We start from the raw sequence: 14,408 nt of genomic DNA, 5'->3' as shown, positions 1-14,408 counted from the left end.
CGGGGGGTTTGGCCCCCCCCCCGCGTCCGCCGCCCGGCCCGCCGGCCGGGGGCTGGGTGGTGGGGTGGCACGGGGGCCGCCCCGACCCCCCACTCCTCAGCGGTTCACGGGGTGGCGTGGCCCCCGGTATGGCGGGGTTCAGGGGACGTCGGGGGTGGTGGGAGCGGCAGGGGCGAGGTCGAGTTCGGCCCAGACGGTCTTGGAGTTGGGGTGGCGGGGGATGGTGCCCCAGCGGTCGCAGAGGGCGTCGATGAGGGTGAGACCGCGCCCGGTCTGCGCGTTGGGGGTGTGGACGGCGGGGAGGACGGGGAGCCTGTCACCCCGGGGGTCGCTGATCTCGATGCGCAAGGTGGTGCCCCGGCGCACGGAGGTGGTGAGCGAGAGGTGAAGCTCGAACCCGCGCCCCGCAATGCGTCCGTGCGTGATCGCGTTGGCGGCCAGCTCCGCGACGATCAGGAGCGCGCAGTGGAAGGGCTCGGTGTGCGTGGAGTGCAGCCCCCAGTCGGCGAGTTGGCGCCTCGCCAGGCGACGGCAGAAGGCAGCGCCCTTGGGGGAGGCGACAAAGAGGGCGGTACGGGACCGGGGGTTGTCGAGGGGGATTTCGGTCGTCATGGGAGAAAGCGTGGCGGGGCGGAACTACCCTGACCAGGAACCCGGCGGGCACGGAGAGTGCCTGTACGGGAACGGAGGGTCGCCGAGTCGGGTGGCCCGGATCAATCGATCGAAAGGGGTGATTGTCGTGAGTGGCGTTGAGCGCACCGTCTTCGATGACGGTGAGACGGCGGAGAACTCCGACGGGGTCGCGGAGTTCTACAGCGCGGTGGGCAAGCTGATCAAGCACTTCCGCGAGCGGGCCGGGATCACGCAGAAGGAGCTGGCCAAGCTGACCGGCTACAGCGAGGACCAGATCGGCGCGATGGAGCGGGGGGTGCGGACGGCGCGGATCGAGTTCCTGACGAAGGTGGACCCGATCATCAACGCCGGTGGCGCGTTGCGGGTCATCGCGGACGACGTGATGAAGGCGAAGGTCCGGGTGAGTGAGCGCCATCCGGCCTTCTCCAAGGCCTTCACGTCGGAGGAGAACCGGGCCATCGAGATCCACGAGCACGCCACGATGGTGATCCCGGGGCTACTCCAGACCGAGGCGTACATCCGTGCTTTGTACGAGATGCGGCGGCCGATCCTCGCGCCCGAGCAGATCGACGAGTGGGTGGCGGCGCGACTCGCCCGCCAGGAGATCCTGACCCGTTGGCCCCTGCCGGTGGTGACCTGGGTGATCGACGAGAGCGTGCTGCGGCGCCCGTTGGGCGGGTGGGACGTGCACAAGGAGCAGCTCCACCACCTGCTCAAGATGGGGCAGATGCGGGGCCCCGAACTCCAGATCATGCCGCTCGACCGGATGAACCACGCGGGCATGAGTGGCTCGTTCACGCTGCTGACCCCGCCCAATCGTCCGCAGATCGGCTACGTCTCGGTGCAGCACGTGAACCGTCTGATCACGGATCCGGTGGAAGTCCGTAATATGGCCGCACGGTACAGCAGTATCCGGGCCCAGGCCCTGGGGCTGAAGGAGTCCCTGGCCCTGATCGAAGCGATTCTGGGAGAGCGGTAGGCATGGCCGAGCTGGCGTGGTTCAAGAGCAGCTACAGCACCAACGAGGACTCCCAGTGCATCGAGGTCGCCGAGACCCCCGGCACCGTCCTCGTGCGTGACTCCAAGGACAAGAGCGGCCCCCAGCTGGCCTTCGAGCCGGCCGCGTGGGGGGCGTTCGTGAAGTTCGCCGCCACCACCGAGGTCTGACGCAAAGACCTCCCCTCAACGGCCCACCGCCTTCCCGGCGGCGGGCCGTTGGCGTACCGGCGGCCCCCGGCCCCCACCCGACAGGTCCACCCTGTACGGGTCCGGCCCGGCGTGGATCAGCCGCTGACGCTCTCCTCTTGTCGTCTTTGAACCAGGTCGTGATCACCAGGTCCTCGATGGCCTTGCGGCCCTTGCCCTTCTCACGGGTCACGGCCATGAAGAGCGGATTGGAGTTGCCCGTATCCGCGTCGGAAGCACCTTTGTTGAGGTCCAGCAGGATCTTCTGGTAGCCCTCGGGCGGCTTCTCGTCCCCGACGAGGATGCGGATGCCCGCGATCGGGTTCTTCCGGTCCTGGTCGGCCCGCTCGTAGACGAGGTAGAGGTCTGCGTAGTCGTCCCCCGTGCCCCCAGGTGACTCAGCCGGCGGCGTGCCTCTCGGCGGCGGGCATGGCCAGCAGGCAGACGTAGGAGCGGCCTTCCCGTTTCGGGTCGGGCTGTTCGAGCCTGGTGGTGACGGCGAAGCCGGCCCCTTCGAGGAGCTCGACGAGGCGCCCGACCGGGACGAGGTGCGAGGCGTACGAGACCGGATGCCCGTACGACCATGCCGGGCGCAGCAGTTGGGGCTCGCCGGCGTGGCCGCCGAGGAGGAGGTGGCCGCCGGGCGCCAGCACGCGGTGGAACTCGGCGAACAACGACGGCAGTTGCTCGACCGGGGTGTGGTGGACGGAGTACCAGGCGAGGATGCCGCCGAGGGCGCCGTCGGGGAGGTCGAGGTCGGCCATCGAGCCCCGCAGGAAGCGCAGTCCGGGGTACGCCCGGCGGGCGAGGGCGATCATCCCGCCGGACACGTCCACCCCGAAGGCCGACACCCCCAGGCCGCGCAGGTACGCCGTCACCCGACCCGGCCCGCAGCCGAGGTCCGCGACCTCGCCGCCGCCCGACTCCCGCACCAGTTCCGCGAAGGCGGCGAGCATCGCCCGGGACACCGGGTCCATGCCCTCGGGCGGGACGACGAGGCGGAGGTAGTCGGCGGCGACGGTGTCGTACGACTCGCGGACGGCGGCGAGGTGGTCGGGCTCGCTCATCGGGCCAGCTTGGCGGCCTTGGCGGCGCGCTCGGCGAAGACCTTCTCCCGTCGGTCGGCGGTCTGCTTGAGCATCCGCTTGCGGTCGCGGGCGGAGAGTCGGTCGATGTACAGCCCGCCGTCGAGGTGGTCGGTCTCGTGCTGGAGGCAGCGGGCGAAGTAGCCGGTGCCTTCGATCGTGACGGACTCCCCGTGCTGGTTGACCCCGCGCACGACGGTCCGGGCGGGGCGCGCGAGCTTGGTGTTCGCTCCGGGAACGGAGAGGCAGCCTTCGGTCTCCTCGATGAGCGCGCGCCCGGGGTCCTGCTCGTCGACCACCGGGTTGAGGATGTGGCCGGTGTGCCGGACGCCGTCGTCGTCGGGGCAGTCGTAGACGAACAGGCGAAGGTCCACGTCCACCTGGTTGGCGGCGAGGCCGCAGCCGTCGGCGACGTGCATGGTGGCGAACATGTCGTCGATCAGCCGGGCCAGGTGCTCGCTGCCGAAGTCCTCCTCGGTGGCCGCCCGGCAGGGGCGGTGCAGGATCTCCTCGCCCACCTCGGTGATCCGCAGGACGGTCGGGCGGTCGCGAAGCTCGGACACGGGCACTCCCTCGATGGACTTGCTGTCGACTTTGCAAAGTAGCAGACTTTGCAAAGTGACCGAAGACCTCGTCAGAACCGGCCCCCTCCCCGAGCACGCCGTCCGCACCGCACTGCTGGAACTGCTCGCCACGCAGGGAACCGTCACCTCCACCGAGGCCGCCACCCGGCTCGGCCTCAGCTCGGGGCTGTGCTCGTTCCACCTGCGGCAGCTGGCCCGGTACGGGCTGATCGAGGAGGCCCCGGCCACCGACGGGCGGGCCCGGCCGTGGCGGCTTCCGGCCACCCGGCCGCCCTCCGGCGAAGCGGAGTTCGGCGAACTGGCGCGCGGTCTGGAGGACGAGAGCCACCAGCGCTGGCTCGCCCGGCGCGCCGAGGCCCCCGCCGAGTGGCAGCAGGACGAGGCCTTCAGCGCCGTCGTCTACCTGACGCCCGAGGAAATGACCGCCGTCGGCGAGGCCGTCCGCCAGGTCCTCGCCCGCTACCGGGGCCGCGAGGCCGCCCCGGCCGCCCGGCCGGCCGGGGCGCGACCGGTCGCCGCCGTCGCCCGGCTCTTCCCGCTGCTCGACCGGTAGTTCAGACGGTTCGGCCGGTTCAGACCGCGCGCGAACGCGCCCGCACCGCCCGTCCCAGCGGCCCGGCCACCAGCCCCACCGCCGCCCCCAGGGCGATCCCCTGCACCCCGTCCCAGACGTCCTGCACGTCACACGCCCGCCCGATCGCCGGCACCGCGTAGTGCACCGCCGACACCACGAACGGCAGCGCCGCCGCACCCAGCAGCGCCACCACCGCCCGCCGCCGGGTGCCCGCCAGCGCGGCCGCGAAGCCGACCGGGGCGTAGGTCGCCAGCTTCAGCTCGATGTGCCGCACGTGCAGCAGCTCGTACGGCGAGCGCGGCCGGCCGCCCTCCACGGCACAGTGCCGGACGGCCCCCTCCGACAGCCGGAAGGCGTCCGGCAGCAGCGTCGCCACGACCACCCCGCCGAGGCCGAGCAGCAGCACGAAGCCCACCGCCCAGTGGGCCCGCAGCAACCGCCCCACCGGCCGGTTCAACAAGGCCGCGGGCACCAGCGAGAGCAGCAGCCCGGGCCAGAACATCGGCATTCCGCCGAGCACCGCACTGATCACGCCTCAAACGGACGCCCCGGGCACCCGCCCGGTTCTCACCCGGGGCGGGGAAAACTTCCGGGCCGCCACCGCACGGGCACCGCGCCGCAGAGCAGCGCGGAGAGCGACGCAGCGCCCCCTGGCCCGAAGGCCCGGTCAGTGCGGGATCGAGGAGATCAGCTCCTGCGCGCCCTGCCGCTTGAGCGCCAGTGCCACCGAGGTCCCGAGGTCCTCCGGGCTGAGGGCGCCCGCCCACTCGTGGGCGTCCAGCACCTGCTTGCCGTCCGGGGTGAAGACGCGGCCGCGCAGCGAGAGGCGGCCGTCCCGCTCGGCCCTGGCGTAGCCGGCGATCGGGCTGTTGCAGTGGCCCTGGAGCGCGTGCAGGAACATCCGCTCGGCCGCCGCCTCGCGCCAGGTGTCGTGGTGGCCGAGGCCGGTGACCGCCTCGATGGTCGCGGTGTCGCCCTCGCGGCACTGCAGGACGAGGATGCCGGCGCCGATCGGCGGGCACATCGCCTCGATGCCGAGCACCTCGGTGATCCGCCCCTGCTCGCCGATCCGCTCCAGGCCGGAGGCGGCCAGCAGCAGGGCGTCGACGTCCCCGGCGTCCAGCTTGGCGAGCCGGCTGTTGGCGTTGCCGCGGATCGGGACGCACTCCAGGTGGGGGTGGGAGGTGGCGAGCTGGGCGACCCGGCGGACGGAGGAGGTGCCGATCCGGGTGCCGGGCGGGAGTGCGGCCAGCGGCAGGCCGCCGGGGTGGACGAGGGCGTCGCGGATGTCGTCGCGGCGCAGGTAGGCGGCGAAGACGGTCCCGGCCGGCAGCGGGCGGTCGGCGGGGACGTCCTTGAGGCAGTGGACGGCGACGTCGGCCTCTCCGGCGAGCAGTGCGGCGTCGACCTCCTTGGTGAAGGCGCCCTTGCCGCCGAGCTGGGCGAGATCACCCGTCCAGCGGTCGCCCGAGGTGGTGACGGGCACCACCTCGGTGCGCAGGCCCGGCTGCAGGGCGGCGAGTTCGGTGCGGACCCGCTCGACCTGGGCGAGCGCCATGGGCGAGGAGCGGGAGACGATGCGGATCAGCTCAGCGGTGGCCATGGCGCGATGATAGGCGTCCTCACACCGGGGACTGAGCAGGTGTCAGCAGAGTGACGCACGCGGCGGACGATTCGGCAAGCTGGAACAAGGGGGACGGCCGGTCGGGGTGCCCGACCGGCCGTCCGTCCGTCACCGCCGCGCGCGGTCACTCGTTGTGCAGCACCTCGGCGATCGGCAGCCGGGCCGCCGAGCGGGCCGGGACGAGCGCGCCGAGGACGGCGATCGCGACGCCCGCGAAGGCGAGGCCGGTGAGCAGCGGGGCGTCCCAGACGTCGATCAGCCGCTCCGGGAAGACGATGCTCCCGACGTTCTCGATGAGCAGCCGGTGCGCCAGGATCCCGGCCGGGACGCCGATCGCCGCGCTGACCACGCCCTGCCAGGTCACCGAGGTGATCGTCATCGCCACCACCTGCCGGGGCGTCATCCCGATCGACTTGAGCATGCCGAGGTCCCGGCGGCGCTCGCGGATGGTGAGCAGCAGGGTGTTGAAGACGCCCAGCGCGGCGACCACCGACAGCAGGACGGTGAAGATCGTGGCGAAACTGACGACCGCGACGACCGGGCCGGTCGGGTCGGGCGCGAACACCTTGGCCGAGAGGCTCGGGTCGGCGGCCGTCACCGCCCGCTGGTACGCCTCGGCGTCGGCGCCTTCGGCGAGCGTCACCTCGTACTCGACCGCGTGCGGGTCGTCGGTGAGCGCGGCCCTGGTGACGTCGGTGGACGAGAAGGCCCGGGCGTTGCCCTGGATCTCCTCGCCGACGACCGTGACGGTCAGCCGCCGGCCGTCCAGGAGCAGGGTGAGCCGGTCGCCGAGTTCGAGGCCGTGCTCCCGGAGGAAGGACGGCCCGGCCTCGATCTCGTTCGGCCCGGTCGCGGCGCGGCCCCTGACCACCTGGCGCTGCATCTCCTGCTCGAGGTCGTCACCGCCGTAGAAGTTGGCGAAGGCCGGCTGGGTGTAGCCGACCAGGCCGACCGTGACCAGCCCGCGGACGTGGAACCGTTCGGCTCCGGGGGTGGAGCGCAGCATCGCCTCGGTCTGGGCGGGGGTGAGCCGGGGCTCGGTCTTCCCGCCCGAGAAGTGGGCGGTCTGCACCCTCACGTGGGTGCTGCCGTCCTCGTGGTCCGCCAGTCTGGTCAGGGTGCCGGCCAGACCGGACGTCACGGTGACGGTGAGCACGCCGAGCACGATCGCCGACATGGTCAGCGCGGTGCGGCCGGGGCGGGCGAAGGGCTGACCGAGGCCGAGGCTGACGGCGCGCGGCAGGCGGATGCCGCTCAGCCACCGCTGGACCTTCAGCCCGCGTCCGGTGCGCGGCGCGCTGCCGGCCGAGATGGCCTGGGCGGCGGAGAGCCGGTGGGCGCGCGAGGCGGGGAGCAGCGCGGCGAGGAGGACCAGCAGCGGAACGCTGACCAGGGTGGCGGCGGGCAGCCAGCCGACCGGCTCGATCACGGCGGTGCCGGTGGTGATCCCGGAGAAGGCGGATTGCAGGATCGGGTGGGCCGCCAGCCAGCCGGCCGCCGTGCCGAGGACGGTGCCGGCGACGGCGGGCACCGAGACCATGGTCAGGTAGACCGTGACCACCTGCCGCGGGGTGAAGCCGATCGCCTTCAGCACACCGATGTGCCGGTAGCCGGAGACGACCGCGCCGCTCACCACGTTGCCGACGATCAGCGCGGCGACCACCAGGCCGAGCACGCCGAAGACCGTCATCAGCGGCAGGTAGGCGTCGGCGCCCGCGGAGAAGGCGTCCTTGAGCACCAGGTACGACTGCACGTTGGTGAGCGCGTCCTTCGGCAGGCCCTCGGTGGCGGTGGCCATGGCGGAGGTGAGCCGCTGCTCGTCGGAGGCGTCGGAGAACCGGTAGAGCATCTGCCGGGCGGTGGGGTGCAGGGCGGCCGCCTGTTCGGGGGTGACCCAGCCGCCCGCGCTCTTGCTCATGCTGGTGGCGTAGCCGACGACGGTGAGCGTCGGACCGCCGCTGATGGGCAGCGGGTAGTCCAGGTACTCGGACGGGAAGCCGCCGAACGGCTCGTTGACGACCACCTCGCCGGGCTTGGTGGCCCAGCGGCCGCCCAGCAGTTCCACCCGGTCCACCGGGCCGGCCGGGTCGGACCGGCCGACCAGGGTCAGCGCGCCGGGCGGGCTGCCGACCCAGTCGGTGGGGATCTCCACCACGGCCTGGTCGAACGGCCCGGCGGCGGCCTCGACGCCCGGCCGGTGGGCGGTGGCGGCCAGTTGCTCCGCCGAGGCCCCGGCCGGGTCGAAGGTCGCGACGACGTGGGCGCCGCGCTGCCGGGAGAACGCCTCGTCGAAGGGGGCCCGGGCGGCACTGATCACCGCGAGGGCGAGCAGCACGGTCGTCGTGGAGCAGAAGACGACCAGGCCGATCACGACGGTCTGCACCCGGCGGCGCTTCACGGCCGCCCGGGAGGCGCGCCACACGGCTCCGGTCATGACTGCGGCTCCAGCATCCGGTCGTGCGCCACCCGGCCGTCCGCCACCTCGACCAGCCGGCTGGCGCAGCGGGTGGCCAGGGCCGGGTCGTGGGTGACGATCAGCAGGGTCTGCCCGATCTGGTTGAGGTCGATCAGGAGGTCCATCACCTGCTCGCCCGAGCGGCTGTCCAGGGCGCCGGTGGGCTCGTCGGCGAGCAGCAGGGCGGGGCGGTTCATCAGCGCCCGGGCCACCGCGACGCGCTGGCGCTCGCCACCGCTGAGCGTGGCCGGGTAGACGTCCTTGCGGTGGGCGACGCCGAGTTCGTCCAGCAGCTCCAGGGCCCGGCGGCGGGCCTGGCGGGCGCTGGTGCCGGTCAGCTGGGCGGCCAGGGCGACGTTGTCGAGGGCGGGGAGGTCGTCGATCAGGTTGAAGAACTGGAAGACCATGCCGATGTGGCGGCGGCGGAACAGGGCCAAGCCGTTCTCGTTCAGCCCCCCGAGGTCCTGCCCCTGGACCCGGACGGTGCCGGCGGTGGGCCGGTCCAGCCCGGCCACCATGTTCAGCAGGGTGGACTTGCCGCACCCCGAGGGGCCCATCACGGCGACCGCCTCGCCGGCGCGGATCCGCAGGTCGACGCCGGCGAGCGCCTTGGCGTCGCCGAACTCCTTGTGCACCCCGGACAGCTCGACGACGACCTGCGCGTCGTCCGGCCGGGTGGTCCCGTCGTGGTCGTTGCTCATGGTGGACGACGGTAGGCGCGGGGCCGTCGCGGGCACGTCCCACCCCGGGTGTAACCGAGGGCGGCCGTAGTACCCGGGATGTACGGGGGCGGCACCCCCGGATGATGTGGATCATGCCGTGAGCTGGGAAGCTGACGTCGTGTGGGCAACGGGGTGGGAATGGGCGGCCGTCGCGACGGCCGGTGCGGCGAGCACGGCGGCCGGCTGGCTGGCGGTGGCACTCGCCCGGGCGCGGCGGCTGCACCGGGCGGCCATCGGCGAGCGCGGCTGGCTGCTGGAACGGGAGCGGGAGAGCGCCGCCCGGACGGCGGTGGACGCCGAACGGGCCCGGATCGCCGCGGAGTTGCACGACATCGTGAGCCACAACGTGAGCCTGATGGTGGTGCAGGCCGGGGCCGCGCGCGAGGTGCTGGCCACCATGCCGCAGGAGGCGGCGGCCTCGATGGCCGCGGTCGAGGCCGCCGGGCGGGACACGATGACCGAACTGCGCCACCTGCTGGGCCTGCTCGCCCCCGCCGCGGACGGCGGCGAGGAGCCGGCCGCGGACGACTTCGCTCCGCAGCCCAGCCTGGGCCGACTGAGCCCGCTGATCGACCGGTTCGCCTTCGCCGGGCTGCCGGTCGAGGTGCGGATCTCCGGCGAGCCGAGGCCACTGCCCGGCGGCATCGACGTGACGGCGTACCGGATCGTCCAGGAGGCGCTGACCAACGCGCTCAAGCACGGGGACGGGGTGACGGCGGAGGTGACGGTGCGCTACGCGGACCACTACCTGCGGGTGGAGGTGCTCAACAGCGGCCCGAGCGTGCTCTCCGGATCGGCACCCGCCCCCGCGCGGGAGCGGGCGGACGGCACCGGGCGCGGGCTGCTCGGCCTGCGCGAGCGCGTCGCGGTGTACGGCGGGGACCTGGACGCCCGGCGCCGGCTCGGCGGCGGCTTCCGGGTCCGCGCCCGGATCCCGCTGGACCGGCCGTGACGGAGGGGACCATGGAGCAGGGACGGGGACGGGGGCAGGGACACGTGGAGCACGGGCACGAGCCGGAGCAGGAGCAGGAGCAGGGGAACGGGCAGGAGCGGGAGCGCCGGCCGCGGGTGGTGATCGCCGACGACCAGGAACTGGTCCGCACCGGCTTCCGGATGATCCTCACCGCGCGCGGCATCGACGTGGTCGCCGAGGCCTCCGACGGCGCCGAGGCGGTGGCCGCCGCCGTGCTGCACCGCCCGGACGTGGCGCTGCTCGACATCCGGATGCCCACCATGGACGGCCTGGAGGCCGCCCGGCACATCCTGGCGCAGGTGCCCGGCTGTCGGGTGATCATGCTGACCACCTTCGACCTGGACCACTACGTCTACGCCGCGCTGTCCGCCGGGGCCAGCGGCTTCCTGCTCAAGGACGTCACCTCGGCCCATCTCGCCGCCGCCGTACGGCTGGTGGACACCGGGGACGCGCTGCTCGCACCCTCGATCACCCGTCGACTGGTGGAGCGCTTCGCGGCCGGCGCGCCGCGCCCGGCCCCGGGCGCCGACGGCCCGCCGCTGCACCGCGACCTCGCCCCGCTCACCCCGCGCGAGGCGGAGGTGCTCGCACTGCTCGGGCGCGGGCTGTCCAACACCGAGCTGGCGCGCGAACTCACGCTCAGCGAGTCGACGGTGAAGACCCATGTGGCCCGGATCTTCGCCAAGCTGAACCTGCGCGACCGGGCGCAGGCGGTGGTCCTCGCCTACGAGACCGGGCTGGTCGCGCCGGGCGGCGGCTGACCGTCAACTCGTCGTCTCTGTGCCCCAATTCGCGTGACTATCATCCGAATCTCACTCCTTGGAGTTAACTCTTCACAGAATTCCCCTTTCTGCCAGTTCATGGGGCACCATCTGCATGTCCACGCCCGAACCCGACCTCCAGCTCGGGCGCCACCCCCCGGCATGCCGACAACCCTTGGACCGGCCCGTGACCACCAACCCCACCGTGTGGGACTGCCCCTTCCACCACACCGACGGCCTGGAGTTCGACCCCCTCCTGAAGCGACTGCTCACCGAGGCCCCGGTCGCCAGGATCCGGCTGCCGCACGGCGAGGGCGAGGCCTGGCTGGCCACCCGCTACGAGGACGTCAGGGTCGTCACCACCGACCGCCGGTTCAGCCGCGCCGCGGGCATCGGCCGCGACCTGCCCCGGATGACGCCCGCCCCGATCGCCCAGGCCGAGGCGATCAACCTGATGGACCCGCCCGCCCACAACCGGCTGCGCCGGCTGGTCGCCCAGGGCTTCACCAACCGCCAGGTCGAACGGATGCGCCCGGCCACCCAGCGGACCGTCGACGGCTACTTCGACGAGATGACCGAGCACGGCGCCCCCGCCGACCTCATGCACTTCCTCGCCGACCGCCTCCCGCTCACCACCATCTGCGAACTGCTGGACATCCCCGCCGCCGACCGCGCCGAACTGCGCGGCCACGCCGTGGCGATGATGCGGATGGGCCCCGGCAGCCGGGACGGCCAGGAGGCCGCCAAGACCGCCCTGCGCGCCTACTTCACCGAGCTGACCGCCGAACGCCGGGCGCACCCCCGCGAGGACCTGATCAGCGCCCTCGCCACCGCCCGCGACGGCGACGAGCTGCTCGAACCGGACGAACTGACCGTCATGGCGATGGTCCTGCTGGTCACCGGCCACGACACCAGCACCTACCAGCTCGGCAACCTCACCCACACCCTGCTCACCCACCCCGAACAGCTCGCCAAGCTGCGCGCCCAGCCGGAGATGCTGCCGCGCGCCCTGGAGGAACTGCTGCGCTTCATCCCGTTCCGCCAGGGCGTCGGCATCGCCCGGGTCGCCACCGAGGACGTCGAGCTCGGCGGCGTGCGGATCCGGGCCGGCGAGGCCGTGCACGTCTCCTACCTCACCGCCAACCGGGACCCGGCCGTCTACGAGCGCCCCGACGAGCTGGACCTCGACCGCGGCGCGCCCACCCACATGGCCTTCGGGTACGGCCAGCACCACTGCCTCGGCTCCCACCTGGCCCGGATGGAGCTACAGGTCGCCATCGGCACCCTGCTGCGCCGCTTCCCCGGCCTGCGGCTGGCCGTCGAGCCCGCCGAACTCGACTGGAACTCCGGCTCGATCTGGCGCTTCCCGCGCACCCTGCCGGTTGCCTGGTAGCCCACTCCCCCCGACCCACCGTTCCCGCAGCACTGGGGAGACCCACACCATGGCAACTCTCTGCCGCCCGGCGATCGCCGTGCCCGAGCACGTCATCACCCTCGACGAGACCCTCGACCTGGCCCGCAGCCTGCACGCCGGACACCCCCGACTCGGCCTGGCACTGCGACTGATCGAGAACACCGGGGTGCGCACCCGGCACCTGGTCCAGCCGATCGAGCGGACCCTCACCCACCCGGGCTTCACCGTCCGCAACGAGGTGTACGAGCGCGAGGCCAAGCGGCGCGTCCCCGAGGTGGTCGAACGTGCCCTCGCTCACGGCGAGTTGACCGCCCGGGACATCGACCTGATCGTCTACGTGTCCTGCACCGGCTTCACGATGCCGTCGATGACCGCCTGGCTGATCAACACCATGGGCTTCCGCTCCGACACCCGCCAGGTGCCGATCGCCCAGCTCGGCTGCGCGGCCGGCGGAGCCGCCGTCAACCGGGCGCACGACTTCTGCCGCGCCTACCCGGGCGCCAACGTGCTGATCGTCGCCTGCGAGTTCTGCTCGCTCTGCTACCAGCCGACCGACCTCGGCGTCGGCTCGCTGCTCTCCAACGGCCTGTTCGGGGACGCCGTCGCCGCCGTGGTGATGCGCGGGAACGGCGGGTACGGCGTGCAGGTCGAACGCAACGGCTCGCACCTCGTCCCGCACACCGAGGACTGGATCTCGTACGGGGTCAAGGACACCGGCTTCCACTTCCAGCTGGACAAGCGGGTGCCCGGCACCATGGAGATGCTCGCGCCCGCCCTGCGCGGCCTGGCCGGGGAACACGGCTGGGACGTCTCCGGGCTCGGCTTCTACATCGTGCACGCGGGCGGCCCCCGCATCCTGGACGACCTGTGCCGCTACCTCAACCTGGAGCCGGCCACCTTCCGCTACAGCCGGGCGACGCTCACCGAACGCGGCAACATCGCCAGCGCCGTCGTCTTCGACGCCCTGGCCCGGCTGTTCGCCGACGGCGGCGTGCCCGAGGGCACCACCGGCCTGATCGCGGGCTTCGGACCGGGCATCACCGCCGAGATCTCGCTGGGCAGTTGGGTCGGCGCACCGACCGACGGACGCCACTCGCGCCGGCCCCGCGCCATCTCCACCTCCGACATTGCCCTCGTCCATCCGACCGCCCCCCGCCGTTTCCCGGCCGGCACTACGATCACCGAATGACTGACACCACGGACCGCACCGACGCCTCTGCCAGATCATCCCAACTCGCCGCGCAGTTCCCGGTGTTGCACGCACCGCAGTACTGGAGCTGGGGGCGGTTCGACGCGCAGTTCTCCACCGAGCTGCCGCCGGACGCGCTGGTCACCAACATCCACCTGGTCGGCTTCGCGGACGGTCGGGTGGTGCTCTGCCGGGACGACCGGGACCACTGGTTCCTGCCCGGCGGTACCCGGGAGCAGGACGAGAGCATCGCCGGCTGCCTCGCCCGCGAGCTGAGCGAGGAGGCGGGCGCCCGGCTGCTCGGCGAGCCGCACTGGCTGGGCGCGCACCGCTGCCGCACCGAGGACCCGGTGCCGTACCGGCCGTGGCAGCCGCACCCGGAGAAGGCCTGGCTGTGGGGCTGGGGCGAGGTGGCGCTGGACTCCGCGCCGACCAACCCGGCGGACGGCGAACAGGTCGTCGAGGTCCGCGCGGTGCCGCCCGCGGAGGCCCAGCGGCTGCTGCTGACCGGGCACGACGCCTGGTGGGGCGAGCTGGTCGAGCTGGCGGTGGAGCTGCGCCGCCGGGCCGGGCTGGAGTGAGGGAGCGGCCCTGACCGCCGTTCCCGCGGCCCCGGGGGGTCACCGGAACGGCGGAACATCGAGTGAAGGTGTCCGATTTGCGGTGGTATTACTCAGCCATGGACACCACTTCACTGGCCGTGGACTACCCGGTGCTCAACATCTTCTGGACGATGCTGGAGTTCTTCCTCTGGGTGCTCTGGTTCTTCCTGCTGTTCAAGATCATCACGGACATCTTCCGCAGCCACGACCTCAGCGGCTGGGGCAAGGCCGGCTGGCTCGTCCTGGTGATCATCCTGCCCCTGATCGGCGTCCTCGTGTACCTGATCGCCCGCGGGCAGTCGATGACCAAGCGCGACATCCAACAGGCCCAGGAGAACCAGGCCGCGTTCAAGGCCTACGTCCGGGACGCGGCGACGTCGGGGCCCGAGGGCGCCGGCCGCAGCCACGTCGACGACCTGGCGAAACTGGCGGACCTGAAGGAGAAGGGCGCGATCTCCGAGGAGGAGTACCAGAAGGCCAAGGAGAAGATCCTGGCCTGAACGTCCGGACGGTCACGACGGCCCGGGGCCGGTGGACGCCGTGGTGCGCGTCCACCGGCCCCGGGCCGGCGTCCCGGATCCGTGATCCGGGGTCCGTGGTGCGGTCG

General features: G+C 72.7%; 16 protein-coding genes. 9 read left to right on the top strand and 7 right to left on the bottom strand.

Annotation, left to right across the window (positions count from 1 at the left end; all coding sequences use genetic code 11):
* Positions 1-138: 138 nt before the first annotated feature.
* Positions 139-612, bottom strand: coding sequence for an ATP-binding protein (locus tag ABZ449_RS40375; protein WP_360356677.1), 474 nt, complete (start codon positions 610-612; stop codon positions 139-141).
* Positions 613-703: 91 nt separating this feature from the next.
* Here ABZ449_RS40375 and ABZ449_RS40370 point away from each other — a divergent pair, with 91 nt between their 5' ends.
* Both ABZ449_RS40370 and ABZ449_RS40365 read left to right on the top strand, forming a co-directional pair.
* Entirely contained in the window at positions 704-1,612 is a 909-nt protein-coding gene (locus ABZ449_RS40370; protein WP_360356674.1) for a helix-turn-helix transcriptional regulator, read from the top strand.
* A gap of 2 nt (positions 1,613-1,614) precedes the next feature.
* A complete protein-coding gene (locus tag ABZ449_RS40365) occupies positions 1,615-1,800 on the top strand; it encodes a DUF397 domain-containing protein (RefSeq protein WP_360356671.1) in 186 nt (61 codons plus the stop codon).
* A gap of 416 nt (positions 1,801-2,216) precedes the next feature.
* Here the strand turns inward: ABZ449_RS40365 and ABZ449_RS40360 are convergent, their stop codons facing one another.
* A complete protein-coding gene (locus ABZ449_RS40360) occupies positions 2,217-2,885 on the bottom strand; it encodes a class I SAM-dependent methyltransferase (protein WP_360356669.1) in 669 nt (222 codons plus the stop codon).
* A complete protein-coding gene (gene def / locus ABZ449_RS40355; protein WP_360356667.1) occupies positions 2,882-3,466 on the bottom strand; it encodes a peptide deformylase in 585 nt (194 codons plus the stop codon). The genes ABZ449_RS40360 and def overlap by 4 nt, the downstream gene beginning before the upstream one ends.
* Positions 3,467-3,521: 55 nt before the next feature.
* Here def and ABZ449_RS40350 point away from each other — a divergent pair, with 55 nt between their 5' ends.
* Positions 3,522-4,040 (top strand): winged helix-turn-helix domain-containing protein, encoded by a 519-nt coding sequence (locus tag ABZ449_RS40350; protein WP_360356664.1) that lies wholly within the window; start codon positions 3,522-3,524, stop codon positions 4,038-4,040.
* A 19-nt stretch (positions 4,041-4,059) separates the two neighbouring features.
* Here the strand turns inward: ABZ449_RS40350 and ABZ449_RS40345 are convergent, their stop codons facing one another.
* The 4 genes from ABZ449_RS40345 to ABZ449_RS40330 all read right to left on the bottom strand — a co-directional run bounded on the left by ABZ449_RS40345 (position 4,060) and on the right by ABZ449_RS40330 (position 8,841).
* On the bottom strand, positions 4,060-4,593 hold the full coding sequence (locus ABZ449_RS40345) for a hypothetical protein (RefSeq protein ID WP_360356662.1): 534 nt from the start codon (positions 4,591-4,593) through the stop codon (positions 4,060-4,062).
* A 135-nt stretch (positions 4,594-4,728) separates the two neighbouring features.
* Positions 4,729-5,664, bottom strand: a complete 936-nt coding sequence (gene hemC, locus ABZ449_RS40340) for a hydroxymethylbilane synthase (protein ID WP_360356660.1) — start codon at positions 5,662-5,664, stop codon at positions 4,729-4,731.
* A gap of 145 nt (positions 5,665-5,809) precedes the next feature.
* Complete coding sequence (locus ABZ449_RS40335; RefSeq protein WP_360356658.1) at positions 5,810-8,119, bottom strand: FtsX-like permease family protein; 2,310 nt, start codon at positions 8,117-8,119, stop codon at positions 5,810-5,812.
* Positions 8,116-8,841, bottom strand: a complete 726-nt coding sequence (locus tag ABZ449_RS40330; RefSeq protein WP_360356656.1) for an ABC transporter ATP-binding protein — start codon at positions 8,839-8,841, stop codon at positions 8,116-8,118. The genes ABZ449_RS40335 and ABZ449_RS40330 overlap by 4 nt, the downstream gene beginning before the upstream one ends.
* 118 nt (positions 8,842-8,959) lie before the next feature.
* Between ABZ449_RS40330 and ABZ449_RS40325 the strand changes: the two genes are divergently transcribed.
* The 6 genes from ABZ449_RS40325 (at position 8,960) to ABZ449_RS40300 (ending at position 14,301) form a co-directional block, all read left to right on the top strand.
* Positions 8,960-9,814, top strand: a complete 855-nt coding sequence (locus ABZ449_RS40325) for a histidine kinase (RefSeq protein ID WP_360356653.1) — start codon at positions 8,960-8,962, stop codon at positions 9,812-9,814.
* Positions 9,815-9,825: 11 nt separating this feature from the next.
* A complete protein-coding gene (locus tag ABZ449_RS40320; RefSeq protein ID WP_360356650.1) occupies positions 9,826-10,596 on the top strand; it encodes a response regulator transcription factor in 771 nt (256 codons plus the stop codon).
* 187 nt (positions 10,597-10,783) lie between these two features.
* Positions 10,784-11,989: a cytochrome P450 gene (locus tag ABZ449_RS40315; RefSeq protein ID WP_360356647.1), complete on the top strand. Its 1,206-nt coding sequence runs from the start codon at positions 10,784-10,786 to the stop codon at positions 11,987-11,989.
* Positions 11,990-12,038: 49 nt separating this feature from the next.
* Complete coding sequence (locus ABZ449_RS40310) at positions 12,039-13,199, top strand: type III polyketide synthase (protein ID WP_360356644.1); 1,161 nt, start codon at positions 12,039-12,041, stop codon at positions 13,197-13,199.
* Positions 13,196-13,780 carry an NUDIX hydrolase gene (locus tag ABZ449_RS40305; RefSeq protein WP_360356643.1) on the top strand — a complete coding sequence of 195 codons (585 nt, stop codon included), beginning with the start codon at positions 13,196-13,198 and terminating at the stop codon, positions 13,778-13,780. Before ABZ449_RS40310 ends, ABZ449_RS40305 begins: the two co-directional genes overlap by 4 nt.
* A gap of 98 nt (positions 13,781-13,878) precedes the next feature.
* Entirely contained in the window at positions 13,879-14,301 is a 423-nt protein-coding gene (locus ABZ449_RS40300; RefSeq protein ID WP_360356640.1) for an SHOCT domain-containing protein, read from the top strand.
* The last annotated feature ends 107 nt before the right edge of the window (positions 14,302-14,408 follow it).

The sequence above is a fragment of the Kitasatospora sp. NPDC005856 genome (genome assembly GCF_040629945.1).
Lineage (GTDB): Bacteria > Actinomycetota > Actinomycetes > Streptomycetales > Streptomycetaceae > Kitasatospora.
Note: the sequence above shows the minus strand (reverse complement) of the source record. Positions and strands in the feature narration are given on the sequence as shown.